This is a genomic window from Paenibacillus jepli, assembly GCF_047238105.1.
In the GTDB taxonomy this organism is placed as follows: domain Bacteria; phylum Bacillota; class Bacilli; order Paenibacillales; family Paenibacillaceae; genus Paenibacillus_D.
Map to the genome: position 1 here is coordinate 1,700,001 of NZ_JBDFMD010000001.1, position 24,915 is coordinate 1,724,915.

26 protein-coding genes are annotated in these 24,915 nt (G+C 57.4%); 2 read left to right on the forward strand and 24 right to left on the reverse strand.

Translation table 11 applies throughout. The annotated features are described in order from the left end of the window. Nucleotides 1-16: 16 nt before the first annotated feature. The 18 genes from ABC336_RS07705 to ABC336_RS07790 form a co-directional block, all read right to left on the reverse strand. Nucleotides 17-1,744: a glycosyl hydrolase family 18 protein gene (locus ABC336_RS07705; RefSeq protein ID WP_413238096.1), complete on the reverse strand. Its 1,728-nt coding sequence runs from the start codon at nucleotides 1,742-1,744 to the stop codon at nucleotides 17-19. 144 nt (nucleotides 1,745-1,888) lie between these two features. After that, nucleotides 1,889-2,323 (reverse strand): peroxide-responsive transcriptional repressor PerR, encoded by a 435-nt coding sequence (gene perR, locus ABC336_RS07710; protein WP_413238097.1) that lies wholly within the window; start codon nucleotides 2,321-2,323, stop codon nucleotides 1,889-1,891. 80 nt (nucleotides 2,324-2,403) lie between these two features. Next, on the reverse strand, nucleotides 2,404-4,146 hold the full coding sequence (locus tag ABC336_RS07715; RefSeq protein WP_413238098.1) for a DUF4097 family beta strand repeat-containing protein: 1,743 nt from the start codon (nucleotides 4,144-4,146) through the stop codon (nucleotides 2,404-2,406). Continuing rightward, nucleotides 4,146-4,856, reverse strand: coding sequence for an MgtC/SapB family protein (locus ABC336_RS07720; RefSeq protein WP_413238099.1), 711 nt, complete (start codon nucleotides 4,854-4,856; stop codon nucleotides 4,146-4,148). Before ABC336_RS07720 ends, ABC336_RS07715 begins: the two co-directional genes overlap by 1 nt. A gap of 273 nt (nucleotides 4,857-5,129) precedes the next feature. Next, complete coding sequence (gene gatB / locus ABC336_RS07725) at nucleotides 5,130-6,572, reverse strand: Asp-tRNA(Asn)/Glu-tRNA(Gln) amidotransferase subunit GatB (RefSeq protein WP_413238100.1); 1,443 nt, start codon at nucleotides 6,570-6,572, stop codon at nucleotides 5,130-5,132. A gap of 72 nt (nucleotides 6,573-6,644) precedes the next feature. Next, entirely contained in the window at nucleotides 6,645-8,087 is a 1,443-nt protein-coding gene (gatA, locus tag ABC336_RS07730; RefSeq protein WP_413242464.1) for an Asp-tRNA(Asn)/Glu-tRNA(Gln) amidotransferase subunit GatA, read from the reverse strand. A 49-nt stretch (nucleotides 8,088-8,136) separates the two neighbouring features. Further along, nucleotides 8,137-8,424 (reverse strand): Asp-tRNA(Asn)/Glu-tRNA(Gln) amidotransferase subunit GatC, encoded by a 288-nt coding sequence (gatC, locus tag ABC336_RS07735; protein ID WP_413238101.1) that lies wholly within the window; start codon nucleotides 8,422-8,424, stop codon nucleotides 8,137-8,139. 218 nt (nucleotides 8,425-8,642) lie between these two features. After that, nucleotides 8,643-9,026 carry an ATPase gene (locus ABC336_RS07740; protein WP_413238102.1) on the reverse strand — a complete coding sequence of 128 codons (384 nt, stop codon included), beginning with the start codon at nucleotides 9,024-9,026 and terminating at the stop codon, nucleotides 8,643-8,645. A 131-nt stretch (nucleotides 9,027-9,157) separates the two neighbouring features. After that, nucleotides 9,158-10,381, reverse strand: a complete 1,224-nt coding sequence (locus ABC336_RS07745) for a M24 family metallopeptidase (protein WP_413238103.1) — start codon at nucleotides 10,379-10,381, stop codon at nucleotides 9,158-9,160. Nucleotides 10,382-10,440: 59 nt separating this feature from the next. Next, on the reverse strand, nucleotides 10,441-10,926 hold the full coding sequence (locus ABC336_RS07750) for a hypothetical protein (protein ID WP_413238104.1): 486 nt from the start codon (nucleotides 10,924-10,926) through the stop codon (nucleotides 10,441-10,443). Between the two features lie 79 nt (nucleotides 10,927-11,005). After that, the gene (locus tag ABC336_RS07755) at nucleotides 11,006-11,395 is read right to left on the reverse strand and encodes a hypothetical protein (RefSeq protein ID WP_413238105.1); all 390 of its coding nucleotides are present in this window, start codon (nucleotides 11,393-11,395) and stop codon (nucleotides 11,006-11,008) included. Beyond that, nucleotides 11,392-11,538: a hypothetical protein gene (locus tag ABC336_RS07760; protein WP_413238106.1), complete on the reverse strand. Its 147-nt coding sequence runs from the start codon at nucleotides 11,536-11,538 to the stop codon at nucleotides 11,392-11,394. Before ABC336_RS07760 ends, ABC336_RS07755 begins: the two co-directional genes overlap by 4 nt. A gap of 35 nt (nucleotides 11,539-11,573) precedes the next feature. Continuing rightward, nucleotides 11,574-11,723: a hypothetical protein gene (locus ABC336_RS07765; RefSeq protein WP_413238107.1), complete on the reverse strand. Its 150-nt coding sequence runs from the start codon at nucleotides 11,721-11,723 to the stop codon at nucleotides 11,574-11,576. Nucleotides 11,724-11,745: 22 nt separating this feature from the next. After that, nucleotides 11,746-12,639, reverse strand: coding sequence for a hypothetical protein (locus ABC336_RS07770; protein ID WP_413238108.1), 894 nt, complete (start codon nucleotides 12,637-12,639; stop codon nucleotides 11,746-11,748). 13 nt (nucleotides 12,640-12,652) lie between these two features. Beyond that, a complete protein-coding gene (locus ABC336_RS07775; RefSeq protein WP_413238109.1) occupies nucleotides 12,653-13,585 on the reverse strand; it encodes a type II secretion system F family protein in 933 nt (310 codons plus the stop codon). Then, nucleotides 13,582-14,967, reverse strand: a complete 1,386-nt coding sequence (locus ABC336_RS07780; RefSeq protein WP_413238110.1) for an ATPase, T2SS/T4P/T4SS family — start codon at nucleotides 14,965-14,967, stop codon at nucleotides 13,582-13,584. Before ABC336_RS07780 ends, ABC336_RS07775 begins: the two co-directional genes overlap by 4 nt. Continuing rightward, nucleotides 14,964-15,812 (reverse strand): CpaE/TadZ family protein, encoded by an 849-nt coding sequence (locus ABC336_RS07785; protein WP_413238111.1) that lies wholly within the window; start codon nucleotides 15,810-15,812, stop codon nucleotides 14,964-14,966. Before ABC336_RS07785 ends, ABC336_RS07780 begins: the two co-directional genes overlap by 4 nt. Beyond that, the gene (locus ABC336_RS07790; RefSeq protein ID WP_413238112.1) at nucleotides 15,809-16,537 is read right to left on the reverse strand and encodes a CpaB family protein; all 729 of its coding nucleotides are present in this window, start codon (nucleotides 16,535-16,537) and stop codon (nucleotides 15,809-15,811) included. The genes ABC336_RS07785 and ABC336_RS07790 overlap by 4 nt, the downstream gene beginning before the upstream one ends. 275 nt (nucleotides 16,538-16,812) lie before the next feature. Between ABC336_RS07790 and ABC336_RS07795 the strand changes: the two genes are divergently transcribed. Next, a complete protein-coding gene (locus ABC336_RS07795) occupies nucleotides 16,813-17,415 on the forward strand; it encodes a hypothetical protein (protein WP_413238113.1) in 603 nt (200 codons plus the stop codon). Nucleotides 17,416-17,560: 145 nt separating this feature from the next. Here the strand turns inward: ABC336_RS07795 and ABC336_RS07800 are convergent, their stop codons facing one another. The 4 genes from ABC336_RS07800 to ABC336_RS07815 all read right to left on the reverse strand — a co-directional run bounded on the left by ABC336_RS07800 (nucleotide 17,561) and on the right by ABC336_RS07815 (nucleotide 21,181). Continuing rightward, on the reverse strand, nucleotides 17,561-17,911 hold the full coding sequence (locus tag ABC336_RS07800; protein ID WP_413238114.1) for a type II toxin-antitoxin system PemK/MazF family toxin: 351 nt from the start codon (nucleotides 17,909-17,911) through the stop codon (nucleotides 17,561-17,563). Between the two features lie 3 nt (nucleotides 17,912-17,914). After that, a complete protein-coding gene (locus ABC336_RS07805) occupies nucleotides 17,915-18,196 on the reverse strand; it encodes a CopG family ribbon-helix-helix protein (RefSeq protein ID WP_026297411.1) in 282 nt (93 codons plus the stop codon). Between the two features lie 312 nt (nucleotides 18,197-18,508). Next, complete coding sequence (alr, locus tag ABC336_RS07810; protein ID WP_413238115.1) at nucleotides 18,509-19,663, reverse strand: alanine racemase; 1,155 nt, start codon at nucleotides 19,661-19,663, stop codon at nucleotides 18,509-18,511. Nucleotides 19,664-20,008: 345 nt separating this feature from the next. Continuing rightward, complete coding sequence (locus ABC336_RS07815) at nucleotides 20,009-21,181, reverse strand: LolA family protein (RefSeq protein WP_413238116.1); 1,173 nt, start codon at nucleotides 21,179-21,181, stop codon at nucleotides 20,009-20,011. A gap of 219 nt (nucleotides 21,182-21,400) precedes the next feature. Here ABC336_RS07815 and ABC336_RS07820 point away from each other — a divergent pair, with 219 nt between their 5' ends. After that, nucleotides 21,401-22,015 (forward strand): hypothetical protein, encoded by a 615-nt coding sequence (locus ABC336_RS07820; protein WP_413238117.1) that lies wholly within the window; start codon nucleotides 21,401-21,403, stop codon nucleotides 22,013-22,015. Between the two features lie 80 nt (nucleotides 22,016-22,095). On the opposite strand, the gene ABC336_RS07825 is transcribed toward ABC336_RS07820, so the two are convergent. Both ABC336_RS07825 and ABC336_RS07830 read right to left on the reverse strand, forming a co-directional pair. Then, entirely contained in the window at nucleotides 22,096-23,385 is a 1,290-nt protein-coding gene (locus ABC336_RS07825) for a sulfatase family protein (protein ID WP_413238118.1), read from the reverse strand. Between the two features lie 14 nt (nucleotides 23,386-23,399). After that, nucleotides 23,400-24,914, reverse strand: coding sequence for an extracellular solute-binding protein (locus tag ABC336_RS07830; RefSeq protein ID WP_413238119.1), 1,515 nt, complete (start codon nucleotides 24,912-24,914; stop codon nucleotides 23,400-23,402). Nucleotide 24,915 lies beyond the last annotated feature (1 nt).

Consider the following 24,915-nt stretch of genomic DNA (forward strand, 5'->3'; position numbering starts at 1 on the left):
ATAATTGCTGCAATCCTCAAGGCTGCTCCTGAAGCTCCTGATCGAGCACCTCCCAGATTTGAGGCTTCTGAAACCCCCGCTGCCAAGAAGCAATGCCAGCCAAATCATACTTCTTGACGAGCTGGACGCGAGCTCTGGCAGAGGTGCCGTCTTCCAGCCAGATCCGCATCCTCGCTCCGTCTTCTTCATATTCGACATAGTGCTGTCCGGCAGCAGGGTCCAGCTCCGGCTGCAGCCCCCGATCGGCGAGCAACTGCTCGGCGGTCTCCATACCGATGGCACGCGAGCTCACTTCGACCGATCCGTCCTCCCGCTGCTGCTCCGTCCATACCCTCGTATACAGCGGAATGCCAAGAATCAGCTTGTGCGGAGGAACGTCATCCTCTTCCAATAGGCGCCGGATCGACCGCTCTACCCAAGGCAGCGATGCAACTGATCCAGCAACAGGACTAGACGCCCAGTGCTCGTCATAGGCCATCAGCATCATATAGTCAACCGATCGGGCCAGCGCCTCGCGGTCCAGGAATGCCGACCACATCTCGCTGTTTGACTTGGGTGTGACATCGATGGAGACGACCTGTCCCTGTTCATGCAGCAGCGGCGTCATTTCCCGTACGAATTGGATTAAATTGTCCTTATCTGCTGTATAGACATTCTCAAAATCGATATTGATCCCTTGCAGCTGATACATCTCGGCATAGGCGAGCAGCTGCTTGATCATCGTCAGTCTGTTCTCATAGCTGGCCAAGGCTTCGGTCGTCAAGTCGGGGTTAAAGCTATTACTGAACAACGCCCATACCTGATACCCGCGATTGTGAGCCCATGCCACATAACCTGGATCCGCCTTGCTGTTGATCTGGCCATCACCGCTTGTCAGTTCGAACCAGGTGGGACTCACGACATTGACTCCCGGCATGGCAGGGATCGCTGCCGTATCCGGGTTGCGGGAGTAGACAGCCTCCCATGTGAGATTGATACGCGTTCCGTCCTCCTGCCACGGGATAAATATTTCTCCGCGCTCCGGTTCGGGTACAGTCTCCGTCGTCGTCAGGCTTAGATCCCGCTTGGGAACATAGCCAACATAGCCCGTTCGACCTTGGACTCGATACCAGCCGTCAGCCTCCTGCCAGACCCGAACCTCTTGACCGGCAAGCACGGGCTCAAGCACAGGCTCTCGGATCGATGGTCCGCTGCGAACCGCACTGTCTCTGGCAGCTGCTGCATGCTGGATCTTCATCCCTGGCGTCTGCAGCGTAACCACGCCAGTCGTCTCGTGATAATACACTCGCAGCCCGTAGAGCTCCTCAAGCGGTGTAATCGGAAGGTAGACGTGACCTTCCGTTTCCTGGGGGGCAAACGCCAGCTCGAACGGCTGCTGATTCAGACTTGCCATCAGACTATCCTTCGTCAGGTGCAGCACCTTGTCTGCAGTCGTCATGATGACGCTTCCGCTGTCCGCCTCGTAACGAATAGGCTCGTCCAAGGCCATCACCAGCTCAACCGCTTCGATCGGCAGCTTGGCTGAACCGCCCTCCATCAGTGCCCCGAACGCCAACTCCTCGCCTTGATACATGATAGGATGCTCATATTCATAGTCCGGGACGATCCGCTCCGGGTTGGGTATAAGATAGTACCAGCCGAGGTAACCGCCCGACAAGACGATACCTGCGATGCATATGAGCAAGAAGCCTCTGAAGGCTCTGCCCTTCCGTCGATGTCTTTGCTGGAGTCGAACCGTCTCCACTTCATCCCTCCTAAAAGTTTTCCGAAGGAAAACTAGCATCGTAAGCATACGCTTAACATGTCTGTCGAATGGCAATAAAAAAGATCGTACAATCGGGCGGACTGCCTGAGACGTCCACCCGCTATACGGTCTTCTTCTTGCCGCTTATTGGATTTTCACAGTGTTGCACTTCTTACAGAGACCATAAATCTCCATCCGGTGACCTTCTACGACAAAACCGGTCTCCCGGGAAGCAACCTGCTCCACCTCAATGAGAGGCGGATAATCAAAGTCGACGATTGTCCCGCATGACTTGCAGATCGCGTGGTAATGATCAGTCAGGTCGGCATCGAAACGGCTCGAGTCATCACCGTAGGTCAATTCGCGAACCAGACCAGCCTCTACGAACAACCGCAAATTATTATAAATCGTAGCCACGCTCATACTGGGAAAATTCGGTGAGAGTGACTTGTAGATCTCATCTGCTGTCGGGTGAGTCGTCGAATCCATCAAATAGGTCAATATCGCATGGCGCTGCGGGGTCATCCGGACGCCGGTCAACTTCAATTGCTCTAATGCTTGCTGAACACTTGTCCCCATCGTCCTCCCGCCTTTCTCAGTAGTTACTTACTATTTTACGTGCAGTTTTTACACTTTGTCAATGTAACGGACGTTTTGGGCTATTCATAGTAATGCAAGGAAATGCTGCTATTGCCCCGGAGACGCACCGGATGCTCGCCGTCTCCCACAGACCCTGCCGCATGATTGCCGGACTGGAATAAGGGAAGCTCCGAATGGATCTCGCCGAATGTGACGGTCGCCGATACGATGTAATCCCCTTCTCTCGGCAGCGCAGCGGTGATGTTGCCGATCGCGCTGTCCAGGTGCCAGCTCCCGCCTACGCGGCTGCTGCGAATCCGAATCTCCCCATTCAGCGTATCCGCAACCACCGCTCCCGCCGCTTCCTCGACCTCGATCTCACCGTGCTTAGTCTGCGCATCCAGCGCCCCGCCCAACTCGCTGATCCGAAGATCGCCGTTCACGGTAACGATCGTCAGATCGTCTGTAACATTGCCGGCTTCGATGTGGCCGTTAGCTCCGCGGAGCTCTGCGCTGCCGGAAACATCCCAGGCCTCGATACTGCCGTTGCGTGTCGAGATATACAGCGGACCGGTTGTACCGACTGTCTTCACCTCACCGTAAACTCTCTCGATGTGCAAACCTTTCGGGGCTGCGATATCGCGAACCGAGATATCGCCCGCCGTACCCCTCAGGAACACCGCAAGTGGACCGGGATTCTCCTGATCAGCGGGGAGCGGTATCGTAACCGTCACATTGATCCGCGGCTTCCACCCTTCCTCGGGCCCATACCCGGCTCCTTCCGTCTGGATGACAAGTGCTTCATCTCCGCTAACCCGGATTGCCGAACGCTCTGCAACTGCACGGGCCGCTTCCTCATCAGGCAGATCGATCCAGACGACAGCCTCTATACGGAGCTGGGAGGAATCGTCGCTCTTCAGCGTGATTGTCCCGTTGTCATTGTCGACTCGAAGCTCTGCCCACGCTTCCGCTTCCAGCAGGATAGGCTCCAGTTCGTAGGAGTATCCCGTCTCTCCGGTGTAGCCTGCGAATTCACGATGCTCCGCTGCCCATTGGTCCAGCCATCGCACGGGCAGGTCGGCATAGTGGGCGACGCCTAAGGCTGCTGTGAATGCAACGGCTGCTGTCAGTAGTGCCGGCGCATCCAACCGATATCGACGGGCGTTACGAAGACGAAGCGCTGTCCACTCAAGACCGAGCAGCACGAACACAAGCGGCCACCAAGTCAGCCAATAGCTATAAATCGTCTCAGCATTAGGCAGCTTCAGCACACGATCTGCCGCCAGGGTGAACGCAGTAAGCAGCAGAACCAGCGCTCCCGTCCCCCTGCCAAACGGCCAGCTGCCTCTGGACAAGCGCCAGATTAAGAATCCTGATATCATAGCTGTCATCACGGAAGGCGCCGCATCCCCGGCGGCCTGAAGCGGGCCGGATGCCCCTGAGGGAGCACGAATCAACAGGATGATGCACGCAGCGATAAGGATCAAAACTACTACTTGACCATATCGCATCGCAAGAGTCTTCCGGTACGGCTTGATGTTGCTCTCTGCTTCTGCGAGCTGCAAGGCGTCATAGACACTGTAGCCATATAGAACCGGAAGCAGCAGCACCAGATAGACGATCAGCAGCAGGTGTCTTCCGCCGGCGGCATTGGCATAGTAAACGGCAGCCGTCGCGTCCAGGATGGCTGCTGCAAGCAAGAGCAGGCCTTTGGTGACATCGCCCAAATAGAGTTGGCCGCCTCCCGGCAGCATAGCCCCAAACAGACCTGACAGAAGCCGGCGCTTAGGGACTGGCTGCGAATCGTTATCGGTGTGGGTCATTAATCGAGGCTCACCGCCCGTATGCCGTCGAGCCGTTTAATCTCGTCCACGAGCATCCAGGGCGATTCGCCGCTGGGCAGCGTGATTTTCAGATGAAGCATATAATCAGGCATCAGCAGTTCTTTATCAGCGTGATCAACGATAGACGCTTTGCGAATCATAATATTGCGCTTGGTCAGCAGGGTGGTGACTGTCTCCATGATTACGCCCTGCTCTGCCGCACGGATGACCAGCAAGTGTTCTTGCTTGCCTCTGAGAAACCGTTTTTCCATCTTGTTGAGCGCCCACAGGATGATGAGGACCATCACAGTAGAAAATATAGAAGCATAAACAAAACCCGCGCCTACCGCCAGTCCAATCGCAGAGACGACCCAGAGCGTCGCTGCCGTAGTCAGTCCCGTAATTGCTTTCCCCGTGAAAAGAATCGTGCCGGCGCCGAGAAAACCAATCCCCGTGATGACCTGGGCAGCCAGACGAGCAGGATCTAGTCGGACATTGCCTTCATTGACGAACTCGGAAAAACCATAGATGGATAACAACATCAGCAAGCAGGAGCCCAGGCAGACCAGGATATTGGTGCGCAGTCCTGCCGGATGATTGGAGTGCTCCCGCTCGAAGCCGATCAGTCCGCCCAGCAGGACGGCAATCAATAGACGGATCAATATTTCATATTCGCTAATGTACCACGGGCTGTCAGCAACAAGCTCCACAGGCACTCCTCCCCTTCCTCAAATGGGACTTCTCCACATAACTATATACATATGGGTAGAATAAAACCGCCATGCCTTTTTACAAGTCACATGACGGTTTAAGACAAGGTGAAACGGCTTCGCCTAAGAGTTTTGCAAAGCAAAACTGGCTTCGTAAGCATACGGCGCAGCAAGTTTCATTCCGGAGAAATACAAGCCAAGTAGATAGCAGAATCATATCTCTCTTGTATTTTTAACCATAACGGCGAGGTTCATAACCGTTTTCGACAGGTCTCAGCCATTCAGCCGCTCGACCAGCAGTTTGTTGGCCAAGCCGGGATTGGCTTTGCCTTTGGAAGCCTTCATCACTTGTCCGACAAGGAAGCCGATCGCTTTTTCTTTGCCAGCTTTGTAGTCTTCGACCGATTGCGGGTTGCCGGCGATCACCTGGTCGACGATCTCCAGGATCGCTCCCTCATCGCTGATCTGTACCAGCCCTTGCTCCTCGACGATCTTCTGGGGCAGCTTGCCGGACTCCAGCATCGCTTTGAATACAGTCTTGGCAATTTTGCCGCTGATCACGCCTTTTTCCAGCAAGCCGATCATCTCCCCAAGGCCTTGACCGGTGATCTTCACGTCGGCCAATTCCAGGTTGTTGGTGTTCAGATAGCCGAGCAGCTCGCCCATGATCCAATTGGCCACGGACTTGGCATCCTTCGTATATTGCAAGCTTTCTTCGAAGAAATCGGCCAGCTTCATCGAGGCCGTGATGACATCGGCGTCATAGGACGACAGCCCATAGTCCGCCTGATAACGGGATTTGCGGGCATCAGGCAGCTCGGGGATCGACGCGCGGACACGCTCTTTCCAGTCTTCGCCGATCGTCAGACGCACCAGATCCGGATCCGGGAAGTAGCGGTAGTCATGCGCTTCTTCCTTGCCGCGCATGGAGATCGTCTTGCCTTGCGCCTCATCCCAGCGCCTTGTCTCCTGGACGACTTCTCCGCCGCTATCCAGTACTTCGGCCTGACGCCACTGTTCGTATTCCAGACCACGCTGTACGCCGCGGAAGGAGTTCATGTTCTTCAGCTCGGCGCGCGTACCGAATTTCTCTTGCCCCCAAGGGCGGATACTGATGTTGGCGTCGCAGCGCAGCGAGCCTTCCTCCATCTTCACATCCGATACGTCGCAGTACAGCATGATCGCCTTCAGCTTCTCGAGATAGGCCTTGGCTTCCTCCGGCGTCCGGATATCCGGCTCGGAGACGATCTCCACCAGCGGCGTGCCGACCCGGTTCAGGTCGACCAGCGACGCGTAGCCGCCGTCGACATGCGTCAGCTTCCCGGCGTCCTCCTCCAGATGGAGACGGGTGATGCCGATCCGCTTGGTCTGGCCGTCTACTTCGATATCGATCCAGCCGTGCTCGCCGATCGGCTTGTCGTATTGGGAGATCTGATACGCCTTGGGCGAATCCGGATAAAAATAGTTTTTGCGGTCGAACTTGCTCTCCGATGCGATCTCGCAATTGAGCGCCATCGCAGCTTTCATGGCATACTCCACCGCTTGCCTGTTCAGCACTGGCAGCACGCCGGGATGCCCCAGGCAAATCGGGCAGGTGTGGCTGTTCGGCGGCGCTCCGAAGGACGTGGAGCAGCCGCAAAAAATCTTGCTCTTCGTGTGCAGCTCCACATGGACTTCAAGTCCGACTACCGTTTCATATTTGGATGTCTCAGACATTATTCTCGTTCCTCCTGCTATGGGTGGATTGCGTCGCCCTATCGAGCGCGTTCGGGCTTTTTGAACAACCTCTTACAGTTGCGGACGCAAGGTGTGGTGTCCGGTATGCTGCTCATAGGCATGCGCTGCCCGCAGCACCGTGGACTCGTCAAAAGCTTTGCCGATGATCTGCAGGCCGACCGGCAGTCCATCCGCAAGTCCGCAAGGGACGCTGATCGCCGGCACGCCTGCCAGGCTGACCGGAATCGTGCAGATATCATTCAGATACATCGTCAAGGGATCGCCGATCTGCTCGCCGATCCGGAAGGCGGTCGTCGGCGCAGTCGGTCCCATGATCAGGTCGAAGCGCTCGAACACCTGGTCAAAGTCCCGCTTGATGAGTGTGCGGACCTGCTGTGCCTTCAGGTAGTAAGCGTCGTAATAGCCGGAGCTCAGCGCATACGTGCCCAGCATGATCCGGCGTTTCACCTCGGGGCCGAACCCCTGGCTGCGGGATTTGCGGTACAGGTCGATCAGGTTGTCCGGGTTGTCCGCCCGCACGCCGTAACGCACGCCATCGAAGCGTGCCAGATTGGACGAAGCTTCCGAGGATGCCAGCAGATAATACGTCGCGACGGCATATTCGGTATGCGGCAGCGACACTTCCTCCCAGGTTGCCCCCAGATCCTCATACACCTTGAGGGCGGCCAGGACCGCTTCCTTCACCTGACTGTCGATGCCTTCGCCCAGGTATTCCTTCGGTACGCCGATCCGCAGTCCTTTGACATCGCCGCTGAGGGCACTGACGTAATCGGGAATCGAGACGTTGGCCGAGGTGGAGTCCATCTCATCGTAGCCGGCGATCGCCTGCAGGACGTACGCAGCATCCTCGACATTTTTGGTGATCGGTCCGATCTGGTCGAGCGACGAAGCAAAAGCCACGAGGCCAAAGCGCGATACCAGGCCATACGTCGGCTTCAGACCCACCACGCCGCAGTACGATGCCGGTTGGCGGATCGATCCGCCGGTATCCGAGCCCAGCGAGAAATAGACCTGACCAGCCGCTACAGCTGCCGCAGAGCCGCCGCTCGACCCGCCCGGGACGCGCTCACGGTTCCATGGGTTGCGAGTGGCATGATAGCTGGAGTTTTCATTGGAGCCGCCCATGGCGAACTCGTCCATATTAAGCTTGCCGATCGTCACGGATTGCGCCTGCTTCAGCTTCCGGGTCACGGTCGCATCGTAAATTGGATTGAAATTATCCAGGAACTGACTGGCGCATGTCGTCCGCAAGCCCTCGGTAGAAATATTATCCTTGATCCCTGCAGGCAGACCAAAAAGCAGCCCCAGCTCGCCGCTCTCGGCGATCTGCCCATCCAACCGGGCTGCCTCCGTGCGAGCGCCGTCCTCATCCAGGGTAATAAATGCCTTAATCTCCGGCTCGGTGCTGCCGATGCGAGCATAAGACGCATCCACCAGCTCCGTTACCGAGAGCTCCTTGTCCCGCAGCTTGTTATGTACCTCTTGCAGCCGCATATCAAAAATCGAAGCCAACTTGAGCTCCTCCCTTCATCCTCCGCTATGATTATTCCAATACAGCCGGCACCCGGAACTGCCCGTCCTCTTCGTCCGGCGCATTCTTCATCGCCTGCTCCGTGCCTGTCGACTCGCGGACCTCGTCCTCTCGCATCACATTGGTGATCGGCAGTACGTGCGTCGTCGGTTCAACACCTGTCGTATCCAGCTCGCCCAGCTTCTCGGCGTATTTCAAGATCGCACTCAGCTGTTCGGTGAAGGTCTCGGTCTCCTCTGGAGTCAATTCTAGCCGGGCCAGCTTGGCCACATGCTCGACGTCCTGGTTCGTAATGCTCATCTCTTATCTGCCTCCTTCCACGTTTGCACAATTGCTCATTCTTCCTATTATAGCCCAGAGCTGGCGGCAACTCAATGACGAAACCCTGGCAGGAGCAACACGCTGGGTCCGGCAGACAGCGGGGCCGCAGACGCCTCAAACCATCTTGTTCGGCCGGCTGACATGAAAAGAAGCTCCCCTGCACGGGAAGCTTCCTGATCACTCGGCACTGGATCTAGCTAGATCCACGCCTTCAAATTAATCTGACGGATGAAGTCTTCACGGGTTTGCCCGTCCTGGGGCACCTCCTGCTCTTCTTCCTCCGCCTCGTCCTCGCCATTCATAATCCAGTTGAACAGCTCTTCGTTGCGCGTAGCCAAAGCGTAGTCGATCAACGCCTCGCGCTCGATGCGCTCCGCTTCCTGCTGGAGCAGCACTTCCTCCAGCTCCAGGTCCGCTGCCGGCACGAAGAAATTTTTGTTCGCCTTCGGGATCCGCACGACATAATCGAATGCATTGTCCTGATTGCGGTCATAAGCGATTATATACCCATACTCCCCGACCGGGAGGTGTTGTTCGAACTGATCCGATATGACGATGACACGTTGACCCAGCTTCCACATCGCATGTATGCCCCCTAACCTCTAGCAGCTCAAGAAACTATGAATGCAGGTTCACAAGCTCTATGACACTATCCTACTAAAAAATGATAGACGTGTCCAATTCAAGCTGTGCATTTAAGTTCGGGATCTGCTCAAGGAGCGATGCGGATAAGCTCCTCCGGCGTCTGCGTCAGCGCCCGCGCCCCGTCCGGCGTGATGAGATAGCAGTTCTCGATGCCGACGACACCCCGGCCAGGGAAGGTAAACTTGGGCTCCACCGCCACCACGGTGCCTGCTGCCATCGGCTCATCAAAACCTGCCGCCAGTACCGGCCACTCATCGATCTCCAGGCCGATCCCATGGCCGAGGAAACGCACTTGATCCGCGCCATAGCCCATAAAATGATCAGCGAGTCCGGCCTGACCAGCCATCGTCAATGCTTCGGCATACAGCTCGGAGGGCCGCACTCCCGGACGCAGTCGCTCCGCCGTCCGGCGGATGATCGACTCGGCCATGCGGTACGCCGCTGCCAGATCGTCCGGCAGCTCGCCGATTACGGCGGTGCGGCTCTGGTCGATGACGTAGCCGTCGATGCAGCAGCCAATATCGATCAGAATCGGCTCGCCCGCGCGGATCGGCCAGCGGCTGACGCTCTGCGGCGCTGCCGGACCGAGTCCGCGTCCGCCGGCAGGGCCGTCAAAATAACTGGGCTCGGCCGCAGACGCCCCCGCGCCGACCATCCCGGTCATGATCTCCTGGTTGTAGCCGCGCATCCGCATGAGGCCGATATGCCCGCGCTGCCGCAGTTCGTGCTCCAGTACAGCGATCCAGGCCAGCTCGGTCACGCCCTCGCGCAGCGACGCCAGGGCGATGTCCAGCGACTCCGCCAGGGCAGCGGCCGCCTGCTCGATCCGCTCAATCTCATATGCTGACTTGACGATTCGCAGACGGCGCAGGATCGCTGACCCATCGACCAGCTCCACCCCGTCCTCGGCAGCGGTCTGGAGCACGGATGACAGCTTGAGATACAACTGCGCCGGCAGCACATCCAGCTCTGTAGCGATCTTGGCCCTCCGGCCGCTGGCGAAGCTGGCAGGATACCGGGCAGCCAGCGTGCGGCCGAACGTACGGAAGGATCCGATCGGCTCGACCTGAATATTTGATTCCTGCTCGGCCCGCCCAACACTGCGCCGTACGTAGTAGGTGGCGCGGCCCTCCTGCGGCACGAACACATAACCGGTCTGCATCGAGCCCGTCAGATAGTAGATGGCGACATTCTGGGTAATGAGACAGCCATCCAGCCCTTGCTCGACCATAGCTGCCTGCAGCCGCTCGATTCGATCATTGCTTTCCTCCGCGGGAAGCCTGGTGTACACAAAGCATCTCCTCCTACCAATGGTTATGCCCTCATTACACCAGTTATGTTCCCCTGCCGTCAACTCGTTACGAGCTCTGCGGTTCCTTTGATGTGCCATGCGATCGGATCGATGACCCGAAATGCCCGGGTGTACGGGACATGGGCGATGACCACGACTCCCGGACGCTGCAAGGTTACTTCATAATCGTATTGAGGGTTTCGGTAGGTGTAGGGAAATTCCCGGTCGCTATTAATCACCTCCAGCACGACGATACGTACCGGCTCTCGCAAGGAAGAACCCGTCAACGGCTGACCAGCCCCGTCCAGCTTGAGATTGTAGTGGAGATACTCCCTTGCGGCGCTTGCAGCGGCATGCTCGTCGATACGGATCCAGCCCTCGGCCAAGGCCGCAGAGTCCAACTGCTGGGCAGCGGCATGGGCCGCGCGGTTGACCGCATGCTTGCCCTGAAACAGCGTCTGTATCGCCAGCTCCCCATCCGTCTGCACTGCCTGCAGCAGCGTCCAGACAACCATAAACAAGATAAACAGCAGCAGCTTGTACATCTTCTCCCCTCCTCATCGCTGCATCTCATCCCGGCGCGAGATCAGGGCACATACTCGCTCATCTTCATGCCAGAGGCGCTCATCCGGGTGTCCGGACTTTCGGGGGCGTCAGACCGATCAGCCGGTCGATCTCGAACAGACGCTCATACGGGTAGCGGATCGTCAGGATAAGACCGGTGCCCCGCAGCAGCGGAGCGGCCGGATTGGTGGCGGTCAGCCCGCTGCTGGAGCTCACTTCGTATTCGGCCCGATCCGCATCCATGCCATAGGCGGACAACCGTTCACGCGAAGCGGCGACCATCGCGCCATCGATATAGCCGTAGCTTCCGGCAGCGCCCACCTCCAGCATGTAGTCGACTTCTTTTTGGAGTACCGCCTGCCGCACCATGAACACATGCTTGTAGATCGGGGAGAACATGAACCAGCACATTGTCGAAGCCAGCAGGACGAACATCAGCAGCGTCTTCATGGATCGATCTCCCGAACCGCGCGTCCGAAGCGCCCGCCCCACTGCCTGACATCCTCTTGAGCGCCCTGATCCGTCCTGCCAAATGAATCATAGATGACAATCACGAGGACGACCATCATCACGGATATTAGAATGGACCGCACTATCTATTCCTCCTCCTGCTCAAGCCGTTCAACTATTAAGGCAGCATCGAGCCGATTCTCGTATTGGCCGTGTTGCCCTGGGATTGGATCTGGGCCTGCGTCCCCGTGTTATCCTGCGTGATGATGGCGTTGAACAGCAGGATCACGACTACCAGCATCATTACAGTCATCAGTATATTGCGCATGCATCTCTCACCTCCTTAGCAACTAATTGAGACTCTCGAACAGCTTCTGGCCTTCTTGGACCCACGGATGGATGAAGATCTGAAACATGTACAGGATCGGCAAACCCGCCAGCAGGAATAGAAGATAAGAGGCCGATTCCTTACGGCTCTCCCGCACCAACTCGATCTTCTCCTTGTAATCCTGGATGTGCTCGCGCAGCAAACGGTAATACTCTTCGCTCTCATGGAGCCGCAGCGAGCTGATCGTCTCGGCAAAGGTCATCCCTTCATCGGTGCCCAGCCGCAGCTTGAATCGCCGCAGTGCATCATCCGCATCCTGATACCACTCCGCCAGCAGCCGCTCCAGATCGCCTCGGATCGCCCGGGCATAAGGCAGGCAGCGCATCAGCTTGGTATGGATATGCAGCGACGAGCCCGACAGATACAGCAGCTGCGTGCTGATGAGGTAGATCTCGCGGGTGATCCGCTGGGCCCGAAGACGCTGGAGCGACTCCAGCCACGGCTTGTCCCAGACGATCATTCCGTACAGGCATGCGGCTGCCGCCAGAGCGATATAGAGCCAGGATGGCGAGACGGGCACCAGCGCCCGGCCAAGCGCGATCAATCCGGCGAACAGTGGTATCACGGTGAGCGCTGCCCGCCGGAACATCAGATAGATGGCCGGATCCAGACCGAAATTCAGACCGCCGAGCATCGTCTCGTACGTGCGGAACGAAGCGCTCTCCCGGGAGAGGCCCCAGAGCCGCAGCCAGCGCTCGGGCACTTCCCGCTGGCGCCAGCTCTGCTGCATCGCGTGCAGCCAGCGGGGCGGGCGCTCGGCCAGCGCCTTCAGCAGCGCGGCCGCGCAGATGAAGCCGGTGACGTATTGACCAGCCAGCGCCGCCCAGAGGACGAGCCGGCTCATCTCGGCATGCATAGCCTCACTTCCTTTACATTTTCTTGCGGGACAGCCACAGCCCCATCACAAATGACAGACAGATCAGTACCGCAGCATTGAGCAGCAGGTCGCGGCCATGGGGATCCAACACGTAGTAGTAATAAGCACTCTCGGGATTGTACCGGAAGTTGATGCCGACGAAGAGCGCCAGGAAGACAACCGGCGAGAAGTTGGCGATCCGGATCTCGAGCAGCCGGTTGCGCTCCTGCTGATTGGCCCGGCGGGCCTTCCGCATATCCGTGATCAGCTCCTTGAGATTGTCGGCCACCGGGTGTCCCTCGGCCAGCGCAACACGCATGATCTGGGCAAAATAATCACCCCACACGTGTCCGAGCGCGCCGGCAAAAATCCGCAGCGAGGCCTCGTCATCGCCCCGCACCGACAGATTGCGCTGCAGTTGCTCGAAAATGTGCTGCATCTCGCCCAGCATGCGGCGCTCCTCTACGGTCCGCTGCAGCGCGATCTTGATCTGCCTGCCGCCACTGATGAGATAGCACTGATAGAACAGCTCGACCGCCGGCAGGAAATCCATCCGGGTCTGGAGCTGTCGATGCGTCAGCAGCATCCGCAGGCACAGGTACGGCGCTGCGCCTGCCAATCCTCCGCTCAGCAGAACGCCTTTGATGCTCTGGAAGAGGATCCCGCCAACCGCGAGACCACACAGGAGCATCATGCAGGAGAGGAGCAGGAAGCCCCCCGCCCCCAGCGGCCAGCGCATCGCCTCGAGCGCATCGGAGAGATGGCTTGCGAGGCGGCGGTTGGCCGTGAGCAGCCCCATCAGCTTCACGCTCCACCTGGCCCGCTGACGGTAGAGGAGACGGTCGGTGCGCTGCTCCTGCTCGGCCATTAGCAGCATGATGCGCTGGAGCATAATCAGCAGCAGCAGGAAGAGGACGGCGGCTGCCAGCCAGAGCCACGGGGTCATCCGGCTGCCGCTCCCACGCGCGCCCAGCTGGGCGCCGACTGCAGCCTCGCCTCCGCCTGTCGCGAAGGTCGATCCGGATAGTTCCAGCTCCGGCTGCCCTCGTCATACCGAGCCCAGTCCCGTACCCGGACGCGCCCGTCTTCCCACTGCAGCTCGCCGATCCGGTAAACCCGGCGCTTGCCTCCGCTCTGTCGCATCTCGATGCCGATCTGCGTCACATACCGGGTGATCCGCTTGCTGAGACGCTCGGGATTCATCGAACGGCCGTCGAGCATGCACATGTCGGTGATGGCTTCGGGCACGTCTTCCAGCTCATTGGCGTGGACGGTCGTCATGCTGCCCGAGTGCCCTCGCGTGCAGGCGCGGACGTAGATATTGGCATCCTCGTCCCGGATCTCGGCGTGGACGATCCGCTGCGGCGACTGACGCAGCGCCAGCTTGAAGGCCTGGGCAGCCTTATGGGCCTCGTCCTCTTCGTCCGCCTCGTACTCGACGATATTCTTGCGGGGGAAGTCGCGCCGCAGCATCATCTCCAGCCGGGTCTCGATCGTGATGATCCGCTCTTCATCCGGAAGAGAGGCGATCAGCGCCTTGATGAGGTGCGTCTTGCCGCTGTTGGTCGGTCCGATCACCACCAGGTTAAAGCGGGCTTCCAGCAGGGCCAGCAGCATATGCATGACGGTTTCGTTCATCGTCGCTTTGTCCGGCTCGCACAGCAGCGGCAGATCGAAATGACGCACCGTATAAAAACGGAGGGTCAGCGTCGGCTCCGAAGTGAAGCCGAAGCCCGTCATCGTCACCCGCGATCCGTCCGTGAGCATCACCTCGGCCCACCGCTTGCGGGGATTGATCCGGTCGTTGTTGTAGAGGACCAGATTCTGCTGGATGCGCTCGACTTCAGCGATAGAATCAAACGCATAGGGAGACAAGACTGCTCTGCCGTCCCTGATCTCATAGATGCGGGTGCCGACCACCTGAATCTCCTCCAGCCCTTCCTTGTGCTGCAGCACCAGCTCGAGCACGTGCAGCCCGATCACTTCGGCAAACAGAGCTTCAGCCAGCGACTGGTAGGGATGGCTGTAGCCTTGCAGCTGATGGATGCGCTGACGGATCAGCCGGTCATCGATGACCGCCAGCAGCTCAGACCGCTCCTCCGGGAAACCTAGGACGGCGCGGTTCAGACGCTCGCTGTAGGAACGCCGCTCCTCTTCCGACGAGCCGCGAGGCGTCGCCAGATAGTTGCGGATGTCCTCGGCCAATGCCTGGAACTCCTGATCTGCGGCCTGCGGCGACCTAGCCTCTACAGGGCTGTCCTGCGGATCCATCCGCAGCTGCGTCGCATAGGCCGACGGGGAGAACCGCCCCTCATCCAGCCGCTTCATGAGCCTACCTCGTTGCGGTGGCTCATCAGCTTGCGATACCATGGCTGTCCGTTCATCCCTGACTTTCCGGCAATCACATGCTTCGCCATCAGATGCTCGGCCGTTCGGCGCATCGTCTGTTTCCCTTGCTGATCCGAAGCGATCCAGGTGTCCAGGCGCCCGCTATCCAGCTGAGACAATAGCGATTCTGAGATTTTCATTTCTTCCACGACATTCAGTCCGGTTTCTTTGCGAATATCTTTCACAGGAAAACCTCCGTTCTTCCAAGGTGGGTGTATGACAATGCCTTCCATTCCAGCGGCTGTGATCCCAAACAACGGCGCGACCTGACCGATCCAGCGCTGGCCGTCTTCCTGAAAACTGGACAGCGCACTGCTTGTGGCGACCAGCCGCGAGTCGGCCATCCGCATCGCCGTGATCGTCGCCGCATTGTCCCAGTAGGCGCTGACATCAGCCAGCGTCAGCCGGTAGGCTTCCCTAGCCACTGTGAGCAGATGCTCTATATCCTCCGGGGCAAAAAACTCAGCCTGATCCCGCATCAGATTGCCGAACAGGACGGACACCCCCGGGCAAGCGGGAGGCGTATAGGCTGCCCTCTTGAGCTTGTCCGCCGTCAGCGTCCCGGAGCGGAGCTCCGGCCGAAGCGAATCGAGGGTCACGGCCGGACGATCGACGCCCAGATATCTGTGCAGCTTGGCGCTCTTCAGATTGAGGCACAGCAGGCCGACCGGCTGACCGCTCAGCCTGGCGACCTGAGCTGCGGTCGCGAATGCTGCGGCCGAGGTGCCAATGTTGGGCGTCGTGCCCGTAATAACAGTTAAGGCGTGATATCCCATGCTGCTCATGGCTGCCCTCCCGTCTGCTGCGGCCGCACCGAGTCCAGCGACATCGGGCTGTAGGCGATGACCAGCTTGTGTCCGCCCTGCTTGCACAGCTGGTCGATGCGCAGCCACTGCTCTTCCGTCAGGTTGAGATTGACGTAGTCGATCATCGCATTGGCATCGCGCCGCGACGCATACATCTTCTCGCGGTCGCCGTTGGCCAGTGAGAGGATATTAGGATTCTTCGGATCATCCACCTCCAGATTGCCGGAGGTCTTCACCGAGGCAACAGTAACCAATTGGTCAAACAATCGGGAGGAAGCTGTCTCCTCGCCTGAGATGTAGAGCACGACCCGGTCCCCGGCCCGGATCCCGTTGGACACGCTAAGCACATAGTCCCGGGGGATCTGGAAGGTGGATTCGTCCCGCTTCGGCAGCAAACGGTAGGGACTGACCTTCCAGGACAGGATCGGCTCGCCCTCTCCGAGCGGCACCGCCGTCTCCAGACTGACCACTTCCGCCGCACTCAGGATCATCTCCTGCTCATAAGAGGCTTTGGCGATCCACTTGGTAGTCAGCATATCGGCCGTGAGCTGCTCACCCGTAGCGACAAAACGGCTGGGCACGATGATCTGAACGGTCTCCTGCAGTTCGATCTGCTTCAACTGGAGTACGTAAATGCTGTACACGAGCACGCCAGATAGTACGGCGGCCAGCAGACTGATCAATACATTTCTTCTACGATTCATGACGCCTCCCTCATGCAAGCAACAAAAAAAGAACGCAGCAGGGGTATAGTCCCTTGCTTGCGTTCTTCGCATAGCCGTTGCTTATTTAGTATGAATATGTAAATCTTTGATGAGGCTATATTACCAGAAATTTCTGGAGCTGTCTACCATAAGGTAATATTTTTTTCTAGTGGTTCCTATACTGATGCAGACGACCTAATATTTCCTCTGCATAAGTGCATGCTAATAACAGGTGGACACACACCATTACACAGTCGATTTGGAGGGATCACAATATGCAAGCAAGCAGACGATTTATCGTCGGCATCGCCATGCTCGGCCTCAGCGTTGGCCTGGCGGGCTATGATGCCTCTCCTTCACAGGCCGCTGCTCCGGAAAGTCTCGTCCATGCCGTCCATATCGCCTCACCCGTGGAGGATCACCCGCGCCAGGAAGAGCAAGAAGGCGAGCGTCACGAGCACCGCACCCGACGCCCCCATCATGACTGGGGACTGCAGGGGGCAGCCCATCACGAGATGTACCTGAAGCTGCTGGTCGATAAATACGCTCCGAACACGGCCAAAGCGTGGGAACCGGTGCTGAAGGAAGCAACCCAGCTGCGTACCGAGCTTCATCAGGCGATCTCGGGACTATCGCCGGAGGCGCGCCAGAAGTGGAAGGAAGCCCGCAAAACGAAACAGCCGTCAAATTGGCAAGCTCAGCGTACAAAAGTGAGGGAAGTGCACCGCGCCTTTGACGCGGCTATCGCTTCCAAAGATCAGGTCCGTATCAGCGCAGCCTTAAATGAGATGCTCCGGATGACCCGGGAGCAAAACAAGTGGATGGCCGGCAAGCTGGCCGAACTTAGGCAGGAAGGCGCTTCTGCCACATCCAGCTAGAAATCCTCAAATAAGACTCGCACGGGGGCTAGCCTAGGGGCGCCAGACATAGCAAAAAGCCCTCCAAGGAGGGCTCCGGCGATACGTTCACTGAGCATAAACGGCTTCCCCCTTCCCGGATGGGACGCGGGAAGCCGCTATGCTCTTAAAAATCGATCAGACCGACGCTGATCTGCAGCGATTCGTCCACCTTGCGCATCGTCTCATCGTCAAGATGGGTAATCTTGTCGGTGAGACGCTGCTTGTCGATCGTGCGGATCTGCTCCAGCAGGATGACCGAATCTCGATCAAACTCATGCGTTGCCGCATCGATCTCGACATGGGTCGGCAGCTTCGCCTTCTGGATCTGGGCCGTGATGGCCGCCACGATGACCGTCGGGCTGAAGCGGTTGCCGATATCATTCTGGATAACCAGAACAGGACGCACCCCGCCCTGCTCCGAGCCTACAACAGGTGACAAATCTGCGAAGAACACATCACCGCGCTTTACGATCAAACTCTACACCCCGCTTACGAGACGACCGAGCATGCTTTCGGCCTCTTCCTCCACCAAAAAAGCTTCCGAGGCCATGTTGAGGTTGATTTTGGCCATCTCAAGATAGCCGCGCTGCATGGACTCCCGGATCTGGCGTTTTTTGCGCTCGATAAGATATAACCTCATCGCCTGGCGGATAAACTCACTGCGGTTCGAATTTTCACGCGCCACAATTCCATCCACTTCCTGCAACAGATGATTCGGTAAGCTGATCATGATCCGCTTCGTATTCTGCATATTGACCACCAAGTCCGCACCCCCAAAACATTTCCAAAGAAAACCTATTCCCATTATTTCGATAAACAGAACGAAATATACATTCCCATATCTATGCCCGGCGTAAAGCAAATATGATGTACACGCTGTATAATGTGCGATATATTCATTGGCTGTTCTACATATTCGAGATGTAGGCCCCGAATTCCTCCATACCCGAAAAATAAATTGTCGCTTGTTGTCCCATCGCCGGCGGCAAACTGTGCCGCGCCGGATAAAGCGGCAGGCGTTGGAAGCGGCATAATCGTCCAACGAAGCGGCCCCCGGACGGCTGCTGCCGATTCAATCCAGCAGCCGGTTGCTGACGACCCGCTGGCCGTCCTTGAGGAATACCCGCGGTACGCGGTCGGCGAGCATGCATGTCACCTCATAGTTGATCGTGCCCAGCTCGCCCGCTAGCTCCTCGGCCGAGATCGTCTCGTCTCCCTGGGAGCCCATCAAGACCACTTCCTCGCCCGGCTGGACATCGTCGTCCGGGATGGCGATCATGCACTGATCCATGCAGATCGTCCCCAGTACAGGCACCCGGCGGCCGCGCAGCAGCGCCTCTGCATGGCCGGTCAGCATCCGACTGTACCCGTCGGCATAGCCGACCGGCAGCGTGCCGATCCGCTCGCGCGCGCTCGTCACATATCGGCTGCCGTAGCTGATCCCCCACGACGGCGGAGCCGACTTGACCATGACGAGCTGCGTCTTCAGGCTCATCACCGGCTGGAGGTGGATGCTCTCATGCGCCACTTCATCCGAGGGGTACAGCCCGTACATGCTGATCCCAAGACGCAGCATGCTGCCAGCCCACTGCGGAGTATCGATACCTGTGGCAGAGTTGCCGGAATGGATAATCGGGATGCCTTGCAGGCGCCCATATTCGGCAGCTTCCAGGAAACGATCATGCTGCAGCTGCGTGTAGCTCTTGTCCTGCTCGTCTGCCCGGGCGAAGTGAGTAAAGATGCCTTCGACCTCCACGCCCTTCGTCCCTAGCGTCCGGCGGATGAAATCCTGCCAATCCTGGTCGGGGAGCAACCCGAGTCGTCCCATACCGGTATCCAGCTTGATATGAACCTTGAGTCGCTTGCTGCAGGCCGGCAGCAGAGCGATCGCAGCCAGGATATCCTCCCGGAACAGCGCGATCGTAATCTCCTGTTCTCTTGCAAGCTCCAGCCCCTCGGGAGGCACGTAGCCCAGCACCATAATCGGCCCGTCGATCCCATCCCGCCGCAACTGCAGCGCTTCGTCCAGGAAAGCCACACCCAGATAATCGACGCCGCATGCAAGCGCCTCCCTGGCAACCCCCGCCGCTCCATGGCCGTAGGCGTTGGCCTTGACCGAAGCCATCAGCCGTGTCCCGGCGGGCATATGATTGCGGAAGGCGGAGATGTTATGCCGCAAAGCGTCCAGGGAAATCTCGGCGATCGTCGGACGGTAATACAAACTCACAGTAAGACACCTTCTTCCCTGGCCATGCAAAAACAACTGCCTCGCCCGCTTAGGACGGGGAAGGCTTGCTGTCACAAACCTGTACAATTACAATATGGAGATTGCATACAGCCGTTTCACCATGACGACCCTATAAACCAATATGACTAATGTTAAACCGTTCCCGAGGTACTGTCAATGCGCTAAAAGATGAGAATTTCTGTCGCCGATTGGAAGTCTCGAACCACTCGAGGAAAAGTGAACAAAACCGGCAGATGCAGATTGACCCTGCACTCCGGAAACAATAGCTGCTAATTGGGAGAATCGGGAGAAAAAAGCCGGCAGTCGCCGGCTCTTTGATAGCTATTATTTGGTCATCGCGGCCATCACGGATTGGGAGATCTTGAGCATCTCGGAGTCTGGCAGATCGGCGCTGGAGAGACGGTATTCCATCCCGTTATACGTCCAGGTCAAGGTGCGCGGCTCCTCGCCGGTCAGGAGACCGATCGTATGGCCGAGATCGAACTTCTTGCCCGGCACCAGGGCGACGGCTCTGTCCTTCTGCTGCGCCTGGATCAGGGTATAGTCATAGGTGCCGGTAAAGCGCATCATGTTGCCCCGGCTCTCACCCAGCTGGATGTCCCTCATATCGAGCAGGGCCACGCCTTCCGGCAGATATCCCGGCTCCATGACGACGAATGGTTCGGCTGCAGCTGCACCTGTCGTGGCATCCGTTTCTTCCTCAGGCTGCGCAGCCTCCCCGTTGTTCGCGCCGCTGTCTGCATCCTCGCCTTCCTTCTCGGGATTGCCCGCTTCGCCGCCCTCATCCTCGGAGGTCTGCTGGTCGTGCGTATGACCAGGCTGTCCGTGGCCCGGATCGGCTTCAGTCGGTTTCTCCCCGCTCGCTGCCGGTCCCATGTTCTTTTTCATGTCGAAGGCATCGCTGTCGAACTTCTTGTCGAACTCGAAGCTGGTGAATTTCACTTCGACCATCACGGTGTTGTTGGCATCGCTCACCTGCACTTGCTGCGGCTTGTAGTCGTCTTTGCTCAACCAGATCTTCTGACGGGCCAGGGAGCCGTTCTGATAGTTGGCCATGACGTCGAAGACATAGTTGTTCTCATCTGCGGCGAATTGGCGCGAATTGTCGAGCAGGATGCTCTGCACCAGGGTCTGATACAGATAGACTTGCCCCTGATTGTCCGGCCAGTCGCTCTGGAAGCGGAAGCTCTTGTTCAGATGCGGCGTCAGGACGAATACGCCGTCATCGTTGCGGAGTACGATCTGCGTGATATCCTTCTCCGGATTGGTCAGGGCGATCCGGTAATACTTGGGCTTCTGGTAGGAGACATCCACTTGATACGTCAAGGGCTCCTGCCCGGTATGCAGGGTCATGGTGCCGCTCCCTTGGTAGCTTTCCAATGAGTTAACCACTTTGTCCAAATCCTTGACTACCGATCCAGCATCTTTCGTTCCGCAACCGGCTAGCAGCACCGAGAAGCTCACGATGATGGCTGCGATCCATGTGATGCGACGCATGAAGATCATCCCCTCTGCACAATGTTTTAACAGGCTGATAACATGTCTATGAGGGGACTTGACCAATTATGCGGACGGGTTTGACAAGCATCCACCGGAAATATCCAAGCTATGCCGAATGTGACGGATTCCATCACAAAAAACCGACTCCAGCTGCAACTTTTTCCCAGCACCTCCGTCAGTACCATATAATCTGAAACTTTGGGAGGGACGCCCCTTATGAAACGGTTGCTGGCCGGGATCCTTCTTCTCGCCGTCATGAGCATGATGATGCCTGCCAACGTGCAGGCCTTAAACTTTGCGGTGTATCCGTTCGAGGAAGTGGTGGAGCTGTCTGACGAGGTTCTCATCGGCACTATAGAGAGTAAGGAAGGGGATATCGAGAGCTGGTATCTAAAGTACCAGGTAACGGTCACAGCGGCGATCAAAGGGGAGGCTGCTGCCGGAGAGACGATTCCTGTCCAAGTGTTAAACTGGGCGGATGAAGGGGTCCTGCATGAGGGGAAAACCTACCTCTTGATCCTGAACGCAACCCCTGACGAGGACGGCTACAATGTAACAGGCGTTCACCAGGGCTTCATCCAACTGAAGGACAATGGAGAGATTGAATCCCGATTTTTCAGCCAGGCAGAGATCGAGGCCTATCTAGCCGCGCACGGGATCGAGCCTGAGGCCTGGACAGAGAAGCCCAGCGTACAAGAAGAAGCCGCGGGCGAAACAGTCAACGCCCCCGTCGAGTCTCCGCAAGACGGCGCAAATATTTGGCTCTGGGCAGCTGTCCTGGCACTTGCACTGGCGGCTGTCGGGCTGTTCATGCGTTACCGGAGAAAATAGCCAGGTCATTATGAGTCGGTTAGTACCGATGTGTGATACACAAAGGAGGGGCCCAAAAATTGGGGAGCCCCTCCTTTGTGTTATTCAAAATCTCGCTCACCCGGACTCAAGGTGCTCTGTTTGTTGATCCGGGCTCCTGCCGGCTTCTCCACCCGGCCAGCGAGGAGCGGATCTCCCGTGAGCTTCATCCACCTCATCAGCCGGTCCTGCAACGATTGCTGAATCTCCGCATAATCGCCTCGTCCGATCAGGTTCACCCGTTCCACCGGATCCAGATACAGATCGAACAGCATCTCCTGCCCGCGCGTCTCCTCCAGCAGCCCATGCTCCATCATGAAGGTCTTGCTTAACCCGTCGTCGATGTTGGCAGCGAGGTGCTTCCCATGATCCTCAAAAAGTCTGATATATTTGTAGCGCGGCGTTCGGATACAGCGCATCGGTTCGTAGGCGGCATGATAGGTTACCTCGGCATAGATCTCCTCCCTGACCTGTTCTGCCGCGCCTGTCAGCACCGGGAGCAGCGAGACGCCCTGAAGCCAGGCCGGCTTATCCAGCCCGATCATCTCGCACAAGGTAGGGTACACATCCAGGTGGGACACCAGGGCATCTGCAGCTCCCTGCCGGGAGAACGACGGATGCTTCATGATGAGCGATACGCCGATTCCGGTGTCATACAGCTGGCTCTTCATGTGCGGGAAGGCGATGCCGTGATCGGTCGTATACAGGATCAGGGTATCGGCTGTCCGCCCCGACTCCGCCAACGCATCCAGGACGATCCCAATGCTGTCATCCATCACTCTCGCCGAGGTCATATAGCGGGCCATATCCTCGCGGTTGTCCGGATGATCGTACATCATTGCGGGCGGCATGACATAATCCGCTCGCAAGTCCGGGTCCGCTTCCGGAAAAGCTCGGTGCGTATTGAACATCCCGAACGACAAAAAGAAGGGTTCTGCGGATTGGTAGGTCTTTATAAAGTCGGCTGCAAGTGCTGCATTGCGTCGATCATCCGTGCCGGATGGCACGGGCAAGATATCCGTATAGCCAAGCTCGGTCGCATCTACTGCCTCATGTTGAATGCCACACAACACCGTTGCATACCCGTTCTCGCGCAGGTATGATGCCAGATGCCGCTCGGGGCTCACCAGCGCAAATCCGCGATGCGTCAAGCCCAGCATCCCGCAGGAATGCGGCGACATGCCTGTTAAGAGAGCGGCCCGGCTGGGCGAACAGGTCGGAGCCGCACAGTACGCGTGGCGGAACAAGACCCCCTCCTCTGCAAGCTTCATAAGTCGAGGGGTCGGTACCTGGTGACCATAGGGCTGGATATAGCGACCCGTATCGTGAGAATGCAAATACACAATATTCATCTTGTTATCATCCTCTAAGACTGACTTTGTTCATATGCTGCAGTAAACTCCTCCATGATGTTTTGTCCGCCGTTCTTCTTCCAATTTTCGATCGCTTTTGCCCATCCCGCTTCATCGATATCTCCCAGGATAAACTTGATTCGGGCATCTTCGATGATCTTGTTAAGCTGGGCTCTCTTTTCGTTGTTTGTAGGAGAATCCAGCGTCAGCGCAGGATTAAGCACGGCTGCTTTTTCATTTTCTGCGTTCATCTCCACCGCCTGTTGATGAAGCGGATGAAGAATGCCGGGCGTTGCATTTTTCACGATGTCCCCGACAGCAATTTGCATATAGGGCTCCATAAGCTTCGAGTAGGCATCGCCTTCGACATACTTGGCTTTTCCGTCTTCGATGGTGTATGTCCTGTCCTGGATGCCCCAGTTGAACAGATCGGCCATTTCCTTATCCATTAATTGATCAAAGAAAGACAGCACCCGCTTTAATTCGTCTTCCGTCTTGACCGCAGATTTCGAGATCAGGAAAAACCCATTGCTTCCTCTCTCTGAATAGATCATCGTGCCCCGCGGTCCTTCGAGCAGCGAGACCATCCCGATCTCGGCATTGGGATCCACCTTCTGCGCATCCTGCTGCCGCACTAAACCGTTGGCGGTAATCTGCCGCATCGCTCCCGCTTTCCCAGAGTTCCAGATATTGAACCAGAGGTCGCGCGAGGTGATCGGAAAGTCTTTATTGATGAGTTCCTCGTTATACAGCTTGCGGTAGAACTGCAGCGCTTCCAGATAAGCGTCCGTGGAAAAGGAAGGGATGAATTGTCCATCTTCAATTCCCCACTGGTTGGGCGCGCCATGATAGGCGGCAATCAAGTCCATGTTGAACAACCCGTCGTTCTCAATCAGCCCGTACGTATCGTCCTGGCCATTGCCGTCGGGATCCTGGGTTGCGAAGGCATGCACCATGTTATACAAATCATCCAACGTTTTGGGCTCCGGGAGTCCTAACTTCTCCAGCCAGTCTTTGCGGTAAACGATGGTATTGCGTGCCAGATCCCGAACGGATGGAATCCCGTATATTTTGCCGTCGACTTTCAGATTATCATAGACCAGCGGGTTAATCGCAGACAGATTCGGGTAGTCATCCAGGTAAGGACCGATCTCCCAGAAAAGTCCGTTTTTGATAGCGTTGACCTCTGGTATCTCATAAAAGGCTTTGACCGCCGTTGGCAAATTGTCGGAAGCGACCATAACATTGAACTTCTCTGACCGCGTAGAGGATGGGACCGCTTGCAGATCCAGCTTCGTGTTCGTATACTCCTCGATGATTGTCGCTACCTCGGAGCCGTTCTTGGGGGGCTCGATATCATAGTTGAACATCATGCTGATCTCGTAAGGCTGCTCTGTCTCCGTCGGGTTCCCGCCTGCTTGCCCTTGCTTGGAACCCGCCTCCTGCGGCGTCTCGTCGGAGCTGCATCCCACCAGCCCCAGTAATGTCAGACCTGCGATTGTCCCGGTAAACCAACTTTTGCTACTCATG